Annotated in this window: 14 protein-coding genes; 5 read left to right on the forward strand and 9 right to left on the reverse strand. The window is 50.2% G+C overall.

Going from position 1 to position 17,430, the window contains the following annotated elements; all coding sequences use genetic code 11:
- Positions 1-273: 273 nt before the first annotated feature.
- From pta to BIY37_RS05175, 5 genes are read left to right on the forward strand one after another with little or no spacing between them, the layout of a single operon-like run.
- The gene (gene pta, locus BIY37_RS05160; RefSeq protein ID WP_070066770.1) at positions 274-2,373 is read left to right on the forward strand and encodes a phosphate acetyltransferase; all 2,100 of its coding nucleotides are present in this window, start codon (positions 274-276) and stop codon (positions 2,371-2,373) included.
- Complete coding sequence (locus tag BIY37_RS05165) at positions 2,370-3,638, forward strand: acetate kinase (RefSeq protein ID WP_070066771.1); 1,269 nt, start codon at positions 2,370-2,372, stop codon at positions 3,636-3,638. The genes pta and BIY37_RS05165 overlap by 4 nt, the downstream gene beginning before the upstream one ends.
- A complete protein-coding gene (locus BIY37_RS13665; protein ID WP_201789397.1) occupies positions 3,625-3,792 on the forward strand; it encodes a GxxExxY protein in 168 nt (55 codons plus the stop codon). Before BIY37_RS05165 ends, BIY37_RS13665 begins: the two co-directional genes overlap by 14 nt.
- Positions 3,774-4,016, forward strand: a complete 243-nt coding sequence (locus BIY37_RS14290; RefSeq protein WP_070066772.1) for a GxxExxY protein — start codon at positions 3,774-3,776, stop codon at positions 4,014-4,016. Before BIY37_RS13665 ends, BIY37_RS14290 begins: the two co-directional genes overlap by 19 nt.
- A 17-nt stretch (positions 4,017-4,033) precedes the next feature.
- Complete coding sequence (locus tag BIY37_RS05175; protein ID WP_143299181.1) at positions 4,034-5,134, forward strand: hypothetical protein; 1,101 nt, start codon at positions 4,034-4,036, stop codon at positions 5,132-5,134.
- Positions 5,135-5,182: 48 nt separating this feature from the next.
- Here BIY37_RS05175 and BIY37_RS05180 read toward each other — a convergent pair whose 3' ends face one another.
- The 9 genes from BIY37_RS05180 to BIY37_RS05220 all read right to left on the reverse strand — a co-directional run bounded on the left by BIY37_RS05180 (position 5,183) and on the right by BIY37_RS05220 (position 17,334).
- The gene (locus BIY37_RS05180; protein ID WP_070066774.1) at positions 5,183-6,646 is read right to left on the reverse strand and encodes an alpha/beta hydrolase; all 1,464 of its coding nucleotides are present in this window, start codon (positions 6,644-6,646) and stop codon (positions 5,183-5,185) included.
- Positions 6,647-6,789: 143 nt separating this feature from the next.
- Positions 6,790-7,746 (reverse strand): YncE family protein, encoded by a 957-nt coding sequence (locus tag BIY37_RS05185; RefSeq protein WP_070066775.1) that lies wholly within the window; start codon positions 7,744-7,746, stop codon positions 6,790-6,792.
- A gap of 215 nt (positions 7,747-7,961) precedes the next feature.
- Entirely contained in the window at positions 7,962-8,144 is a 183-nt protein-coding gene (locus BIY37_RS13120) for a GlsB/YeaQ/YmgE family stress response membrane protein (protein ID WP_143299182.1), read from the reverse strand.
- Between the two features lie 377 nt (positions 8,145-8,521).
- Complete coding sequence (locus BIY37_RS05195) at positions 8,522-9,898, reverse strand: carbohydrate porin (RefSeq protein WP_070066777.1); 1,377 nt, start codon at positions 9,896-9,898, stop codon at positions 8,522-8,524.
- A 146-nt stretch (positions 9,899-10,044) separates the two neighbouring features.
- Complete coding sequence (locus BIY37_RS05200) at positions 10,045-12,384, reverse strand: tetratricopeptide repeat protein (RefSeq protein WP_080324860.1); 2,340 nt, start codon at positions 12,382-12,384, stop codon at positions 10,045-10,047.
- A 50-nt stretch (positions 12,385-12,434) separates the two neighbouring features.
- Entirely contained in the window at positions 12,435-14,981 is a 2,547-nt protein-coding gene (locus BIY37_RS05205; RefSeq protein ID WP_080324861.1) for an arylsulfatase, read from the reverse strand.
- Between the two features lie 201 nt (positions 14,982-15,182).
- On the reverse strand, positions 15,183-15,749 hold the full coding sequence (locus tag BIY37_RS05210; RefSeq protein WP_080324862.1) for a chalcone isomerase family protein: 567 nt from the start codon (positions 15,747-15,749) through the stop codon (positions 15,183-15,185).
- 408 nt (positions 15,750-16,157) lie between these two features.
- Complete coding sequence (locus BIY37_RS05215) at positions 16,158-16,937, reverse strand: DUF3313 domain-containing protein (protein WP_070066779.1); 780 nt, start codon at positions 16,935-16,937, stop codon at positions 16,158-16,160.
- A 139-nt stretch (positions 16,938-17,076) separates the two neighbouring features.
- A complete protein-coding gene (locus BIY37_RS05220) occupies positions 17,077-17,334 on the reverse strand; it encodes a hypothetical protein (protein WP_143299183.1) in 258 nt (85 codons plus the stop codon).
- Between the last annotated feature and the right edge of the window lie 96 nt (positions 17,335-17,430).

Consider the following 17,430-nt stretch of genomic DNA (forward strand, 5'->3'; position numbering starts at 1 on the left):
GCCTGAAACAATCTCCCGTGCCCGGATTGCTTCGCGGAGTTTACACCGGGCAATGCTCGCAATGATAACGTTCTTTTTGTGTTCATTTTATAAAGAAACTTTTGATGACAGAGATCTTTTCTTAGAATACTAAGGGTATAACAGGGGAAATGGACAGGCGGGAGGATCCCGAAAGGATGACATGATCATAGAAAAAAAGCACACGGCACTATTTAACCCGGATAACGGAGTATACAACTTACTGTAAAATGCCCGGTAGGGCGGGAGATGGCTATGAATCAAGGTATCTATATCACCAGCGCTGAGCCGCGGAGCGGAAAATCGGTTGTCGTTCTCGGGATAATGGAGATTCTTTCCGGACGGAGGAGCAAGGTTGGCTTTTTTCGTCCCGTAGTCCTGGACGACAAAAACCCCGACCCTATCACTGCCCTTATCACCAGACGGTATGATCCTGCTATTCCCTATGAAAAGGTATATGGCTGCAGTTATGAGGTTGCGCGGGAGATGATTCTCCAGGACAGGAGTGACGATCTCCTGAAATTGATCCTGGAGAAGTATCGTGCTCTTCAGGAGGAATATGACCTTGTCGTCTGTGCAGGTTCAGATTTTACCGGCCCGGCAACTGCCCTCGAATTTGACTTTAATGCTAAAATAGCAAACAATCTCGGATGCTTCGTTTTGCCTGTTGTTAAAGGGTACGGCAGGGACGCCATCCAGATTGTCAGGGCAGCGCAAGGACTCCTGGAGTCGATCAAAGAGCGAAGCTGCGATGTGCTCGCCGTGATCGCCAATCGCGTTCCCGCCCATCTTGCTAAGGATGTCAATAACGAGCTAAAACGGGTGGTGCCTGCGGATATTCTTGTCTATGTGCTTCCCGAGATTCAGATTCTCGAGAAGCCGACAGTTGGTGAAATTGCCGCGGCGCTTGGCGCTGAACGTCTGAGCGGACATGACGAGAGATTCAACCGTGAGGTGCTGAATTTCAAGATTGCTGCCATGGAATTGCCCCACTTCCTGGAGCATATTGAAGAGGGGAGCCTTATTATAACGCCCGGCGACCGTTCTGACATCATCCTTGCCAGTTTCCTTGCCGACGCATCGAATACGTACCCCCACATCTCCGGTATTTTACTTACCGGCGGGATCAGGCTGGCATCTCAGGTATGGCGACTTGTTGAGGGGCTGCGGCAATCATCTGTTCCCATGATTGCCGTACCTGCTGACACGTACACAACCGCCCGGAATGTAAGCTCTCTGGAGGGCGTACTCTCCTATGACAATCCGCGGAAGATTGCCGCGGCGCTTGGCATTATCGAGGAAAAGGTGAATTCCCGAGAACTTATGGATCGCATATCAACAGCCCATTCTGAACGGGTAACACCGCTTATGTTCGAATACGAGATTGTCCGGCGGGCAAAATCTGATCGCAGGCATATAGTTCTCCCTGAAGGCACGGAAGAGCGTATCCTGCGGGCGACGGAGATCCTCAGGATGCGCGATGTCGTTTCGATCACCCTTCTCGGAAACGAACAGGAGATAAGGCAGAAAGCAGCCGACCTTGGTCTTTCCCTGCCCGGTGTAAACGTGATTGATCCTATACACTCCGCCCGGCGCCAGGCCTATGCCGATGCCTATTTCGAACTCCGCAAGCACAAAGGAATCTCTCCCCAGATGGCATATGATACCATATCCGACATCAGTTACTTCGGCACAATGATGGTCTATTTCGGGGAAGCAGACGGCATGGTATCGGGTTCTGTACATACGACCCAGCATACGATCCGGCCTGCTTTTGAGATTATTAAGACCAAACCGGGCTGTTCGATTGTATCGAGTGTGTTCTTTATGTGTCTCGCCAGCCGCGTGCTTGTTTTTGGAGACTGTGCCGTTAACCCGGACCCGAACCCGGAGCAACTGGCTGATATTGCAATCAGCTCTGCTAAAACCGCTCTCATGTTCGGCGTACAGCCGTTTATTGCCATGCTCAGCTATTCTACCGGAGAATCAGGTAAAGGAACGGAGGTAGATAAGGTACGGGAGGCGACCAGAATAGCAAGAGAGCGCCGTCCCGATCTGAAGATCGAGGGTCCCATACAATACGATGCGGCAGTTGATGCTGGTGTAGCGAAGACAAAAATTCCCGGAAGTGAGGTCGCCGGTCATGCAACCGTATTCATTTTTCCTGACCTGAATACCGGCAACAACACCTACAAGGCTGTCCAGCGGTCTGCTAATACCGTGGCTGTTGGCCCGATCCTGCAGGGGCTCAACAAGCCGGTGAATGACCTCAGCCGTGGAGGCACGGTTAGAGACATTGTGAACACGATAGCGATCACTGCCATTCAGTCGCAGAACGGAGGAACTACCGCATGAGGGTGATTGTAATCAATTCGGGGAGCTCCTCGATCAAATATGAAACATTCGATCTGAACGGCTTGTCGTCTGCGTCAAAAGGGATTCTGGAGCGCGTAGGAACACCAGACAGCAGGCTGAAGCACCGATGGCTCAGTTCCTCCGGCACGTGGAAGGAGATTGTTGAGACACGGCCGGTTGCTGACCATCGTGAAGGTTTCTCCTTTATTTTTGAAGTAAGCAGCAGGGCGCAATCTGGCAGTATGGAGACAGAGGTCTTCGCCGTTGGTCACCGTGTGGTGCACGGAGGTGAGAAGTTCAGGGAACCTGTGATCATCGACGATACGGTTCTCAGGACGATAGAGGAGCTTATTCCGCTGGCCCCGCTCCACAATCCGGCTAACGTGCGGGGAATTAAAGTGATGCAGGATCTCCTGCCCCGTGTCCGGCAGGTGGCCGTATTTGATACGGCGTTCCATCAGACGATGCCGCCGATGGCATTTCACTATGCACTGCCGTATGATCTGTATCAGTCGGCCGGTGTCCGCCGTTACGGCTTCCACGGAAGCTCGCATCAGTATGTGGCAAAGGAGGCATCGCGTTATCTGGGGATCCCTTTTGATAAGCTGAATCTCATCACGCTTCATCTTGGCAACGGAGCCAGCGCGACAGCGATTGAAAAGGGAAAGAGCGTAGATACCTCTATGGGGCTGACGCCGCTGGAAGGACTCATTATGGGAACACGCTGCGGAGACCTGGACCCTGCTGTTCATTTTTATCTGGCGAGAAAAACAGGCAGGTCATTTGAAGAGATTGAAGACATTCTGAACCGGGAGAGCGGGCTTACGGGCATTTGCGGAACGAACGACATGCGGGATATCCAGAGCCGCGCCAACGGGGGAGATGCTCAGGCGGCGCTCGCCCTTGAAATGTTCTGTTACCGGGTCAAGAAATATATTGGCGCGTATTACGCCGCTCTTGGCTCCGTAGACGCTATCGTCTTTACAGGGGGCATTGGTGAGAATTCTGCTATCGTGCGGAATAAATCATGCGAGGGGCTGGCGGGCATTGGAATCATCCCAGATGTGCGCAGGAACAACGCTGCGGACAATGGTGTCAGGGAAATCCAGGCAGAGAATAGTAGGGTCAAGATCCTTGTCATACCGACTGACGAGGAGCGCGAGATAGCGAAACAGACGATTGAGGTTATCGAAATTGAAAATCGAAAAGACTCGACCATAGGGGATACAATGAGTAGCCACAAAGAACACAATGACAGAAAATGAAATTGCACATAAAGTAACAGGAATGGCAATAGAAGTTCACAATGCGCCTGGCCCTGGTCTGCTGGAAAGCGCATACAAGGAGTGTAAGTATTATAAAATTGGCGGGTCGCTGTTTTTTAAAGACGCAAGATTAGAATGTGGTTACAGAAATTAGTGATCGAAATAAAAAGCGTAGGCATACTGAATAACGTGCAGCTTGCTCAGGCGCTTACCGATATGAAGTTAGGGAATTACAAACGGGGATTACAGATAAATTTTAATGTTGCCAAACTAAAAGACGGAACAAAAAGGATAATCCATGGAATTTTGCGATCTTTGTGTAAAACTTCATGTTCTTTGTGGTTGGGCTTTTTTGGTTGCGGCTGTGCTGTGTTATGAAATACCGGGATATTATCATGGTACGAAAGATACAAGGCATGCAGTGGGTTATGGTAATAGCGCTGTTTGTATTCTTCATGCTTCAGGGGTGTAGCACGATACAAAGATTAATTACGCCCCGGCCTGATCCTCAGTTAGCTATCATTCGCACCGAAGTTATCAACTTTGCCGAAGTATTTTTTGATAAGATTGCTGATACGACGTATAAAGTATCAGGCCTTGCCGGTACACCACAGGCCCGTGTAGATACTACCCTTTGGCGTATACATTACTGTACCAGTGCAATTCAGATCGCCACGGGACCGAATCCAAAGGCTAATTTGATCGACATGGTGACCATGGTATCCCTTGGCCGCATGGCAATGGAAGACGATACCGTTGAGCATGTACTCGGTGCCCACGCCCAGATTCTGCAAAACACCTTCCGCCGCCTGGAACAGCAGGGGTGGGAAATTGCGCGCCGCTATCTTACCCGGGAACAGTTGAGCGAACTCAGGAAATACATTTATGCATGTCACGAAAAGTATCCGAAAAGTATTCTTGTAGGTAATGTACGCCTGGCGGAATACACAAATATTCGTGCAAAATCTGGCGTTGGCAAGCAAACGAACATGGGTTCTGAATTGATAGGCATCCTGGTCTTCGATCCCTTCAGCAGCCTTGATCCGGCTATCCGGGAAGTAGAGGCGCTTCGTGATTTTGCCGACCGCAGCATGTTTCAGATGGAGCGTTTTCCCATTATCATGCGGTGGCAGATGGAAATGCTTTATAACCGCATACTCCAGGAACCTGAAAGCCAAGGACTCTTTGAAGATATTTCCCGTTTTAGCGCGTCAACAGAACGATTTTCTCAGACAGTATCAATTCTACCTGACCGTATTACTGAGGAACGAAAAAATCTTTTCCGTAGTCTTGAGGGAGAGCTATCAAAAATCAACGGCCTCCTTGGCCAATTAGAGCATACAGCCACCCACGTGAGAAAAGAAGCAGATGTACTTACTGTAAAACTGTTTCGCTCCTGCGCTCTTCTGATAGCACTATTTTTTGTGGGATTGGTGATTTCCCTGGTGGCATATCGTCTGATAACTCATCGGATAATATCTGCCCCAAGACAATAAATGTCTGTAACCAAACTCTCCGATTCCGGCAAGCCTTCGATTTGCCTGTTACATCGATTCCATAATGCGTCGTTCCATATACGTGAAGAAAGGGTTATAGCGGAGACGCATTAATTGATCGGCAGGGACTTCTAAAACACCTTTTTCTCCCCGTGGTTCAACCATTCCTAAAACGAAAAGCCCCTTCTTTTTCAAGTCTTCCCGGTTGCCATAAAGGGGGTCTTCGGGAGAAAATGGAATTGCTACATGTGACAGGGAATAAACCCCTCGTGGCCACTCAAGGTTCAGGGGTTCAAGGGTAATGGCATCGGACCCGGTATTGTGCGTCTCAGCAACGACCCGCAGGGTGTCCGATGTCTGGTTCGTGATGAGTGTCCATGCATACGGAAGTGAGGAAGCTCCTTTCTGGCTGTTTAAAAAGGCCTCGTGACGGTCTTTGATAAAGGGCTCGAGCGCAGAAAATCGATTCACATCGAAAAGAACCAGTTCGTGTCCGTTTGGCGCGAGCCGATTATACAGGTGTGTCACCAGCGAAGGGGTAAGAACCGTGGAATCAACCACGGAAGAAAACGTCTGAACAGGTGGAAGCCGTTCCAGTTTTCCATCCTTCTTCGACTGATCGATCATTTTTTGTGTTAACTGTATCATTTGATACAGTTGATGGCCAGCAATTTTAGGAAACGAATTATACTTGAACGGGTCATACTCCGGACCGATGGACTCCCACGCAATTTTTTCAAAGTAGGGGATAAAGCTCAGCGCCCGATGCCAGCCTGAGAACGCAGCAAACCGGGTGATGCCAATGGCTGGTGAGAAAAGAAAAAGCCTCTTGGGCTTTATCATGGATTCGTCATTGACACTACTCAGCGTGTAATAAACGGCGATCAATCCACCATTGGAATACCCGCCGAGGAAAAATGGCAAATCGGGGCCTGTTACAGAACGGACATGCTGCACCGCCAGATCAGTTGCTGCTACCCAGTCCTTCCACGTGACACGCATCAACATTCCCGGGATTGTTCCGTGTCCCGGTAATCGGGGAACCAGGACATAATACCCCTGCCGGTAAAAAATATGCGCCAGGGCTTTCATGGAATAAGGACTGTCCGACAATCCATGCAAAAGGAGAACGCCACCTTTCGGATGCTTGGGAGAGAGCTCGAAAGTCCTGTTCCAATTCTTTTCCTGACGGTCGGGATGGCAGACGGATCCTGTGAAATATCGGTTGAGAATGTGTTGATCTTCTCTGGCAATTCGTTGGTCAACCAGTACCGTTAAATTCTCGAAGAGTCGTTCCTCCTGCCTAAGATAGTCCTCAAAGGTGAAGCCAGGTTTCATATCTCGGGCATTGAATTCAGGAGTCAGACGCGTCGTGTGCCATATCTTTAAATCCGGCATACGCCGGGCGTCAAAACCGCGAATCAGGATGATCGTGAAAATGACTGCCACCAGACATCCTATAAGCGCTATGATCCCGTTAAGAATTCGTTTGCCACACGTAATTACGTTCATGCCCGTCCTCCAAAAATTAGATCCCCTGAATTACCTCTGAATAGAATTCACCCTGTCAGGGATGACTCACGAATTTCGTACTTTGCCTGCCTGTCGGAGAGACAGGGGCAGACAGGGATTTTGTCTTTTCCAACGTGTTCGGGTTAAGGTAACTCCCGTTTCATCCTCATCACCGTATTGTCAGAATAATTAATTACCCAGAGATCATTACCGTCAAACGTAATTCCTAAGGGGCCTGCGCCTGCCTGAAAGGTGCCTAAGATAGCGCCATCGCTGATGCTCAACTTCATTACCGTATTGCTGCTATAATTTGTCACCCAGATATACGTACCATCGAAAATAATGCCCCGTGGATTATCCCCTACAGCATAGGTGCCGGCTTTTGCTCCATCGTGAGCCCGTAATTTCGTTACATTCGCGCTGTTAAAATTTGATATCCATATATTTTTTCCGTCAAAGGCAATGCCCCGTGGCCCGAAACCCACCCGAAAAGTGCCTAATGCTGCGCCGTCACTGGCTCGCAATTTTGTTACATCGTTACTGCTTGCATTTGCTACCCAGATGTTCTCTCCATCAAATATTATATCACGTGGGCTTGTACCCACATCAAACGTATCCAATTTTTCCCCGTTGCTCGCACGAAATTTCATCACCGTATTTCCGCTTTGATTTGTTACCCAGACATTGGTTCCATCAAAGGCAATTGCAAAAGGAAAATTCCCTGCGTCAAACGTACCGAGTATCGTACCATCACTTGCCCGTAATTTTGTTATTTTGCCACGGCTGGCATTTGTAATCCAGATATTTGTCCCATCAAATGCCATATCTAATGGACCGGAACTTACCGGAAAATTACCCAGCGTGGATCCATCACTTGCTCGCAACTTTGTTACCGTGTCACTGTTAATATTGGTAACCCAAATATGTGTTCCATCAAAGAGTGCCCGTACCGGATTTTTACCGACCGCAAAAGTACCCAAGATGTCACCTTCTTTCTGCAAGGCTATTTCTGTTGCCTCTAAACGAATCGATGCAGAAAAAATACAAAATAAAACAAAGGCAAAACAAAAAATATCAAAAAGAGTGCTGAGGGTTTTCATAGACTTCTCCTTCGACAGGGAGGTTTACGGGCACACGTAAGTGCGAAGTATGCGCTGTTATGAAATATGAACGCTCTTGCACCTCGACAGCAAAGCTTCGACCCTATAACTCTTTAACCTGTTTTCCACGGGATACCGTGGGATATAATTTCCCATTAAAAAGGAGGGAAACAGTGGCCTGTAAAAATTAAACAAAACATCATCGTCACCTCGCTTTAGTTTCTGCGAAAAAAACGAATAATTGCAACAAGTATTACACCGCCCACAACGGCTATTGCAATATTCCCCAGGATATGAAAGGTAAAATGCCCGATAAAGCTTAGTAATGCACCAGCAACAAGCCCCCCCAGTAATCCCGAAGGGATGTTATGATTATAGCCTGGCGCAGCACACCGCAAACGAATTTTCTTTACGAAAGCGGGGGGATTGCTTCGAAAAAGGCTCTCGCAAGGACACCGGCCATGCACCTTGATGGCACATTACACGTTGTCATTGCGGTCACATCCGATTTGTTCCGTGTAAACTCCGCGAAGCAATCTTTCACTCGTAAAAAACGATATCTCCTGAAAAGGGATTATGAAAAAACTTGCAAAAAAAAGATTTTATACGGTAATACGATATTGTCATGCAATTACGGATAACTCCGTAGGGGTGGCATGGTACATTCATTTTTCGTCTTATTTCACCCCTGCGGGGTTGAATAGGGTGGTGCGTTTTTTTCTATAATCATGTCATCCCTTTGGGATTTTCCGGTCTGCCCGCTTCCCTTTTGTTCTCAGAAATCGATTTTCATCCGCAACCCCGCCACAACGGTTGTATCCACATTTTCCTTAACGGGTTCAATGATCTGGAGGTCAGGGGTAATATGCAACCAGGGGGTTATGGCAATGTTGTAGTAGAGCTCCACGCCCTGTTCATCCTGTGTCCGCCTTTCGATGACTCGGGGGAGTTTATCACTGATGGCCAGATAGTAATATCCTATCCCAAAGCTGTCGTTATCACGGCCCGGAATCATCCCCTTGCCCCCAAGGCCGATGCTGTAAAACTCCTGAACCGGGTTCACTTCGCCATCGGTTAACCCAAATCGGCCAAACAGACCAAATCCCTGATCTTTCTTGCCGGGAACCGTGTACAGATATTGATCAAAGTCATACAAGAACGACCCGTCGTGACCCTTCCGTTCCAGCCCTGCAGTTGATTTAGTAATGATGGCTGCAATAAGATTACGGGGGTTCTGTCCAAACTGGATGCGGCTCCTGTCGCTCCAAGTCCACCCAATACGCTGATGTCCGGTAAGGCCAAAGGGCTTGATCTTAAACTCAGCATTCTGATAGACCGTTGTCCCTCTTTCGAAGACCGTGTCAAATCCGCTGTGATCTGCCGTCCCTTCGGAATCAATTGCCAGAGTGGAGACCGTAAGCCAGTCGGCAGGGTGGAAAATAACACCACCACCCAGTGCGACCAGCGGAAACGTGGTTGCCAGGGCGGCGTTGAAATTGAATGCGGTATTCATAAATTGCTCGGTTTCATTGCTGGCAAAAACATTTGACTCGCGCAGGGACATCTTTCCCGCCATAACGCCAACCCAGGGCGCCAGAAATTGCATGTAATAGAGGTCTGTCAGTGCAGTGACATCCTTTTCCAGCACCGGGTAGAGTGATGCCGTGTTGACAGGAAGCAGTGCACCGGTTTTCAGGTTGTTACTGTTTCCGTACCGGGTTTCTCCGCGGGCAACAAACAAGCCGCCCGGCCACAAACCTGCCTTTCCCGTGTCAAGCTGCACGCCGTATCGCATGTTCCCCTGGTAAGGATAATCATAATCCGTTCCGCCTGCCCAGTTTCCCTGGAGCGTCTGGATGAGGCTTATGTCGAACCGAATGCCCTTGTCCATTAACTGCTGACGGCTGCCAAACCAGTCTCCTGTCAGTCCAGCGCTATGCCACAGACCGCCGGTGTAATCTAACCAGGGAACCAGCCGGGGCATTTCTCCGGAGGGTTGACTTGTCGCTTTAACAGATTCTTGCACATTTTCTTTGGGAGTATCCGCAACGGAGTGGATCTCCCCAGCGCCTGCATCGGGCAACATCATTATTAATATCAGCACCCTTACCCATACTTTACAAAATGTGTTCACAACTATTCCTCCTTTCATACGACGGTTTCCTTTTCATGTTAAGAAATCTCAACCTGGTAGCCGCAGACTTCGGCCTGTGCCATGGTTCGTGTATCATGCTCAGCCCGTCAAGAGTTCCATGCAGGCTGAAGCCTGCAACTACCTCACCGCTGAGCCGAAGACACTTAGTTCCGTCCGTCTGGTTTGTCTCTCTGATGGGCAGCCAATGCCCTCAATTGCTGCTCCAACTGCTGATAACTTGAATTTCCCGGGCAATTCTTTGTTAGCCTAACTGCATATTGCAACGCTTTTTCAGGTTCGCCGCGGTCCCGGTGAATTGTGGCCAGAGAAACCAGTAAATCACGGTCATAAGGACTACGATTTAATGTCCTTCTGAGAACCGATACAGCCTGTTCTGACATTCCTAGTGAGTTTAGGGCAATTCCATAAACGTAGCTGTATTGCACATTCTCCGGTGCAAGCATCGTCGTCTTGCGTAAATGGTGTAAGGCGCCCTTGTACTCGCCGGCCCGAATCATCAACAGACCCAGAGCGTGATGTACCGGTGCTGATTCTGGCGCAACTTCAAGGGCATTGTGTAAGATGATTCTTCCTTCTTCATCGAGATTCCGCAGGCGGTAAACATCTGCAAGGTTGATATACGCCGGGATGAAGGCAGGCTCAATTTCGATGGCTTTTTTGTACGAGGCTATCGCACGGTCAAAATCGCCACGCTCGAGGTAAAGATTTCCCAGATTGATGAGCGTTGCCGGATAATCGGCATTGAGTACCTGCGTCTCTTCGTATTCGCGGACAACAGCCTCTCTCTGCCACAACGCTGCTTTTGTCAGAAAGTCCGATGATACAGCAGCTAAGGAGCGGGCCGCAAGGGTGCGCACCAAACGCACAGGATCCTGCAACACCGGCAGCAGGAACGGAAGGCGGTCATTGCGGGGCAAGATATCCAGGGAGGTAACCAGTGCAGCCCTTATCAGCGGATCGGGGTCTTGCAACATTTTCCCAAGTGCAGGCGCCGACTCTTTATCAGGAACGGTATACAGGAGTGAAATAGCAGTTGCGCGCACCATAGGCGATAGTTGCTTGTCTTCAACCAGCCGAATCAGCTCAACATCAGTGCCAGGAATGCCGCGTCTGGCAGCCCAGAATATCTCGCCATAATGCCTTTCCTTCTTTGTCTGTCCATACCACTTTTGAAGATATCCAAGAGACCATTCCGGCGATTTATCTGTATGACAATCATTGCAGGTATTCGGCACACCCAATTTCTTCGATAAATCGGGCCGGGGGACGCGAAAGCTGTGGTCGCGGCGCTGATCGACAACCATATAGGTACGGGCCGGCATATGACATTCAACGCAGTGCGAACCTGCTGAATTTGGCTTATGAAAATGGTGTTCACGCGAGTCATATTTTTCCGCCTGATGACACGAACAGCAGAGTTCATTTCCCTCCTTCCGGCGGCGGGTGCTATGGGCATCGTGGCAATCTGTGCATACAATTCCTGACCGATACATCCTGCTTTGCAAGAAAGAGCCATACTCATAGACCTCACCCCGAATCTGTCCGTCCGGATAGTAAAGATTCTCTTCCAGCACGTGCGGATAATGGGTGTCAAGAAGCGGCTTTCCGTGCACATACTCTTCGCTGATAACTCCACGGCGGCTGTGGCATCGGGCGCACATCTCTATCTCTTTCTGTCTGCGTTGTGTTGTGCCCGGCTTGTAGGTAGCCAACTTCTTATCGTACACCCAGGTTACCGCTTCGTCATGATCATCCTTCAATCGAATCAATAAGCCCATGTCGGTGTAGCGTTGCGTATCCTCCCCCCTTGCCTCTGATTCAGCCCAGTCAACATGCGATGAGCCTGGACCGTGACATGCCTCACACGACACATCAATTTCAGACCAGGTGGTATTATACCGGCCCGTGGTGGCATCGTAGTTTTTTTTTAGGTTGGTGGAGTGACACTCAGCGCACATATAGTTCCAGTTCTGCGAAATTTTCGTCCAATAAAGCATATCATCCGGCAAAATACGTTCGTTGCCGTAGATGTGAAACCAGCGTTGGCCACCCTGTTCCTTTGGTCTCGCATCCCAACACAGAGGCAGGGTTTGCACACGACCATCGGGAAACTCAACCAGATACTGTTGTAAAGGCCGTGCGCCAAAGGTGTATGCAATGACGAATTCCTGGAATACCCCCCCGTCGCCTTCGGTAAAAACAAAATACCTGCCATTCCTTTTATAAAATTTCGATCTTACACCCAGGTGATTGAACGAGGCGTTGTTGAAATCACCGAGCACGGTTGCATCCGTAGCAAAGTCCATTGCGAGATCGTGGTCAGAGCCAATATACTGTGCAGAGATGTTTTCATGACACGGCTTGCATCTCTCTCTGCCAACATACTGTGCGTTTATTGTTATCCGCGATGGAAATTCCTGCTTCGTTTTATGACAGCCAAGGGATATTAAAAGAGATATACATACAATCACAACCCTAATCATTCTCGACGTATCCAGCAAAAATATTGTCCACGGTGATGCCGCTCGCCTGGTTACCTGGTCTCGCGGTTAACCTCCTTTTGTGCATCCTGCACCCGGGCGTCGGCCTTAATGTTCGCGTCGTAAACCTCGATCGTCAGTTTCGGAATACTGCCTGTGAATTGTGACTTGCGCTCTGACCCCATACTCTCGACGACTGGCGTTCCGAGGTCGATACCCACATCCGCAGTCTCATCCGCAGAAAACATTAAGGGCTGTGTCCTTTCAATCCGTTCCTCCGCCACCTTCTGGCCATTCACGAAGATTGTGCCCGTGCCTCCTTTGCCCAGTCCGCCGCCGTCATAGGCGAAGTCGAACTTAATGACCGCCTTGCCGGGAGCGAGTGGCTGCGTTGCGGCAATGCTGCTCCGTTTCATGCCAAGCCAGTTGTAGTCGTATGCTGGCCTGCCATCCTTGACGTAGAGGGCCCAACCGCCGAAGCGGCCGCCCTGTGCGAGGATGGTGCCGTGCGCGCCGCCTGCCGGTACCTCGATCTCGGCGGTGATGGTTTTGGACATGTTCTTTACGCCCAGGAAGACGTTTTCCATCATGCCGGTCATGCCCTCGGCCAGGGTTAGTGAAGTTCGCCCGGCCATCAGGTCAGGACGGCCGACCGCTGATGCCAGGGCACGCTCAAACAGCCGGTCATCAAGAGGCAGCACATGGTACTTCTCCGCTTCTTTCATGAAGAGCGCCTGCATCTCTGAAAGCTTCTTCGGGTTCTTTACGGCGAGATCATGGGTCAGACTGAAGTCGGAGCGGGTGTCATACAGCTCCCAAACATCGCTTTGCAGGGGATTGCGCACCTCCCGCTCCCACGGCGCCCGATGGATGGTCCGCGCGAACCAGCCGTCGTGATACATGGCGCGGTTGCCGGCCATCTCGAAGTACTGGGTCACGTGACGGTCATTGGCTTTGGCATTGTCGAACGTGTAGACCATGCTCACGCCTTCCATCGGAATCTGCGGCGTGCCGTCGACAACTTTCGGCTCCGGCAAGCCTGCTGCTTCGAGAACGGTTGGCGCAACGTCAATCACGTGGCTGAATTGGGTACGGATCTCGTTCTTCGCCTTGATGCCCCTGGGCCAAGATACTACCATTCCGTTCCGGGTGCCGCCGAAGTCCGATGCCACCTGCTTCATCCAGCCAAACGGTGCGTCAAACGCCACTGCCCAGCCCGCAGCCATGTGAGGGTAGGTCTCTGGTGATCCCCACTTGTCGAGCACTTTTAGCATGTCGGGCACATCCTCACGTACGCCGTTGAAGTAGGTGTATTCGTTGAACATACCATTCTCGCCACCTTCTCCACTGGTGCCGTTGTCTCCGGCGATATAGAAGACGAGGGTGTTGTCAAGCTGCCCGGTTGCCTCTACTGCCTTGAGCATCCGGCCAATTTCATGATCGGTGTAATCGAGAAATGCCCCGAATACCTCGGCCTGATGCGCGAACAGGCGCTTCTCGTCGGCGGATAGCTTGTCCCAGTCCTTGATAGCCTGGGGCTTCTGCGCAAGCTTTGTGCCTGCAGGAACGACGCCGAGCTTGATCTGCCGAGCCAGCGTTTCTTCACGAAGCTTGTCCCATCCCTGGTCAAACTTGCCTTTCCATCTGGCAATCCATTCTTTGGGCACGTGGTGAGGCGCATGCACGGCACCGGGTGCGAAATAGACGAAAAATGGCTTGTCTGGCGTCAGGGCCTTTTGGTACTTGATCCAGGCTACCGCCTTGTCCGTCATGTCGGTCATGAAGTGGTAGTTCGGATCTTCCGGCAGTTCAACCTGGGCTACTCCGTCGAACAGAAACGGTGCCCACTGGTTCGTTTCGCCGCCGATGAATCCGTAAAACTTATCGAAGCCCTGGCGGGTTGGCCAGCGGTCGAAGGGGCCGGAGACGCTGGTTTCCCAGGCGGCGGTTTCGTGCCATTTGCCAAATGCAGCCGTGCTGTAGCCATTCAGGCGCAGCATTTCCGCCAGTGGAGCCGTCGCATTGGGTATCTGACCCGTCGCTCCCGGAATGGATGTCGCCATTTCGGTGATGAAGCCCATGTTGACGGTATGGTGATTGCGGCCAGACTTGAGCGCGGCCCGGGTCGGCGAACACAGAGCAGTGGTATGGAAGTTGTTGTAGCGTAATCCGTTCTGTGCCAGGCCGTCAAGTGTCGGGGTGCGGATCGGACCGCCGAAGGCGCTCGTTGCGCCAAAACCCAGATCGTCGATCAGGATAATCACCACGTTCGGAGCGCCGGCTGGGGCATTGACCTCGAACCGGGGTGGCGGCTTTACCTTACGTGCATCGAGTTCTTTGTACACCGGACGCTTCGGCTCCGGGATGGGCAAGACTGTGCGGTCGGGATTGTCTGGAGTTTTCGAACTGGCGGGGGCTGCCGTCTTTTTCTGCACATCTGCGGCAGAGGTTTTCTTCAGCTCCGTCTGAGCAACCGGCTTTTCGTCAGATGCGAGCGTATTCGCTGTCGCAAGCGGCGCTCCGGCCCGTGCACTGGCGATCGTGATGACGCCCAGCGCCGTCACGGCTGCAAGGCTCAGCGTTCTCAGTACGTTTTTCATGATTCTCCTTCCTTTCGTTTTCATGGTTGTTGTATTCCCTTCCTGTTTTAAAGCAAACTGATTTGGTTACACGCGCCGGGGCAAAATAATCGATGAGAAAGCTTCCATTTTTCTTTGCTGGCGTTCGCAATGACAATTCATGCATATTTATTTAAGGCAATGACTATAGCAGATGCACGGTTCCGGAATATTCAGCAGGTTCTATTTTCCCAGCATTCCCTGTTTCAGTGAATTATCCACGGGCTTTTCTCCCAGCCAGATGGCAAACAGCGCCTTTTTAAAATCAAGCCCACGGATGGTTCCCATCAGTTTTCCTTTCATAGATACGGTCGCTCCTTCTTCCGGCGTGTAGATGATATCATAGATGTCCCCTTTTCTAGCCTCTTCTGTGAAAAAAGAATTAAATTTGTCAATGTTTTCCCTGATAGGGCCGAGATTCCCCATGGTGGCGTTAGAAAATCCTTCGTTCCACGCGTCAACCAGTTCTTTGCCGGAAACTCCGTCATAAATAAACTGCATCCGGATCGCCATAGGTTCATCAGCATGGATAATCTTGTTCGCATTGCCCTCTTTTTTCCTGAGATAGAGCCCGCCTGCGTAAACCTTAACGAAATATTTTTTGCGCAGTCCTGCCCCGTTCAAAATGAGCTGTTCCTTACCTGCCATGATCGTATCTGGCAGGTTCACGCTGCCGATTTCCTTTGCCTGTACTGGCGTTATCATTGTCAAAGCAAAGAATACTACAACAACTATTTTTTTGATCATCATATATTCCTTAAATTAGACCTTTGGCGGCTTACCCCTCCCTGTTTCCCTCAGTTTACTGGGGGAAACAGGGAGGCTTCTTTCTGTACACAGCGTCATTCATCAGATACGGATATGCCATTCCCGCGGAAGCGAGTAACCAGAAAAATACGGAATCCCGGGTCAAGCCCGGAATGACAGACAGATGCAAATTTATGTCGCTATGTATAGAGGGGAAGTACAGAAGATTGAAATTACTACCTCCAAACGAGCCGGAAAGACGAAATCGTTCGACTGAGCGCTCACGACGAAGTCCGAAGCACAAATTCGTGAGTCAACCCTGACAGGGTTGAGAACCCTGTCAGGGTTAATTATTCATACTATTTGCTAAAAATGTTAAAATTGACTTTGAAAGATACTACACGCTGAGTATTACCACGGCTTTAAGGTAAAGAATCCGCGTTCCTTTACCTGATAGTCCTTTGGCGTCTTGGTAAGTTCTACGCACTCGCTTGCCCAGTCTTTGATAATATCCTTTGCATGCCCCCACCAGGTGACCGCCTTCAGGTCAATGATACGCATTTGGGATTCTTTGCGATCAGCAAAAACAAAAAGCTCCTCGCCGGTTACGCTGTCTTTCAGCCTTCCTTCGATTGCCACGCTCGGCCGTCCTCCTGCTGCAGCCGACCCTCCTCCAACCAGTATTCCAGCAGGACCGAAAGCAGGGGCAGCCAGCCTGAGCGCGCCCAGGACTGCCTTGCTCGGCACCAGCTCCACGATAGCCAGCTCAAGCACTGCGGTTCGAGGTCCTGCCTGAGTTGCTAGTTTTACTCCCGGCCTCTCGTCTTTTTGAAATGCTTCACGAAATGTTTCTTCAGTGTATTGAGCAAGCTTGCGGGCGCTTTCCTCAAGATCATCATTACCAGGATTAGCAGCCTTCCAACCGGTATTTTCCATGAGATACTCCGTGTTAACCGGAGCAATTACAAGATAGTCATAATCTTCCTTTTTGACGCCTGGTTTCACCCAGACCCTGTCAAAAGGAAATCGCTCCTTCTGCGGGGCCATCTTTTCCGGCTCCTTCAAAAATCCTGAATCGGGCGCCGGGGCAGTTTTGCACCCCATGGGGATGCCCAAAAAAGCCACTCCTAATAAAATGCATCCACAGCTTACGGCAATACGTCCAACAGTCGTTTTCCTTCTACTTATCATACGATTCTCCTTTCTTCTGAAAATATATTTATCTATTTTTTTCTTTTCGGGAATAGCAACTGGAACTGCACGCGCAGCGCCCAGCCATCAGGCCCAATTGATGGATTTTCTAAATAATGAAATGCCTGTATCTGTGCATTCATTGCCTGCCAATCTTAAAAATTTTTCCACCACCACCGCCTACAGGAACTACCCACCGTTCATTATGATCTTCCTTCCAGTTTGCGGCAATGATCGGGGAGCTGGTGAGATACCATCCTTTGGGAAAATTATAATTAAAGAAAGGCTGCAAGAGCATCTGGTTCACCCAGGGTTTATCTGTGTTATCAGCGCTGGCAAAAGACCACACGTTGTTTGCAAGAACGCCGAAGACCATAGGCCCCTTTATGTTCAACATGAAGGCAGCAGGACCTGCGCACCATTTATCCTGACCTAGGCCTAAAACAAGCGAGGTTTAAAAAACCTCGCCAATCATCCTAAATTCAGCCCTATT

The sequence above is a fragment of the Candidatus Brocadia sapporoensis genome (genome assembly GCF_001753675.2).
GTDB lineage: Bacteria > Planctomycetota > Brocadiia > Brocadiales > Brocadiaceae > Brocadia > Brocadia sapporoensis.

Excerpts from the sequence above, each read along its gene's own strand:
- pta (WP_070066770.1), top strand. The coding sequence starts at position 274 with ATGAATCAAGGTATCTATATCACCAGCGCTGAGCCGCGGAGCGGAAAA.
- BIY37_RS05165 (WP_070066771.1), top strand. The coding sequence starts at position 2,370 with ATGAGGGTGATTGTAATCAATTCGGGGAGCTCCTCGATCAAATATGAA.
- BIY37_RS13665 (WP_201789397.1), top strand. The coding sequence starts at position 3,625 with ATGACAGAAAATGAAATTGCACATAAAGTAACAGGAATGGCAATAGAA.
- BIY37_RS14290 (WP_070066772.1), top strand. The coding sequence starts at position 3,774 with ATGTGGTTACAGAAATTAGTGATCGAAATAAAAAGCGTAGGCATACTG.
- BIY37_RS05175 (WP_143299181.1), top strand. The coding sequence starts at position 4,034 with ATGGTACGAAAGATACAAGGCATGCAGTGGGTTATGGTAATAGCGCTG.
- BIY37_RS05180 (WP_070066774.1), bottom strand. The coding sequence starts at position 6,646 with ATGAACGTAATTACGTGTGGCAAACGAATTCTTAACGGGATCATAGCG.
- BIY37_RS05185 (WP_070066775.1), bottom strand. The coding sequence starts at position 7,746 with ATGAAAACCCTCAGCACTCTTTTTGATATTTTTTGTTTTGCCTTTGTT.
- BIY37_RS05195 (WP_070066777.1), bottom strand. The coding sequence starts at position 9,898 with ATGAAAGGAGGAATAGTTGTGAACACATTTTGTAAAGTATGGGTAAGG.
- BIY37_RS05200 (WP_080324860.1), bottom strand. The coding sequence starts at position 12,384 with ATGATTAGGGTTGTGATTGTATGTATATCTCTTTTAATATCCCTTGGC.
- BIY37_RS05205 (WP_080324861.1), bottom strand. The coding sequence starts at position 14,981 with ATGAAAAACGTACTGAGAACGCTGAGCCTTGCAGCCGTGACGGCGCTG.
- BIY37_RS05210 (WP_080324862.1), bottom strand. The coding sequence starts at position 15,749 with ATGATGATCAAAAAAATAGTTGTTGTAGTATTCTTTGCTTTGACAATG.
- BIY37_RS05215 (WP_070066779.1), bottom strand. The coding sequence starts at position 16,937 with ATGATAAGTAGAAGGAAAACGACTGTTGGACGTATTGCCGTAAGCTGT.
- BIY37_RS05220 (WP_143299183.1), bottom strand. The coding sequence starts at position 17,334 with ATGTTGAACATAAAGGGGCCTATGGTCTTCGGCGTTCTTGCAAACAAC.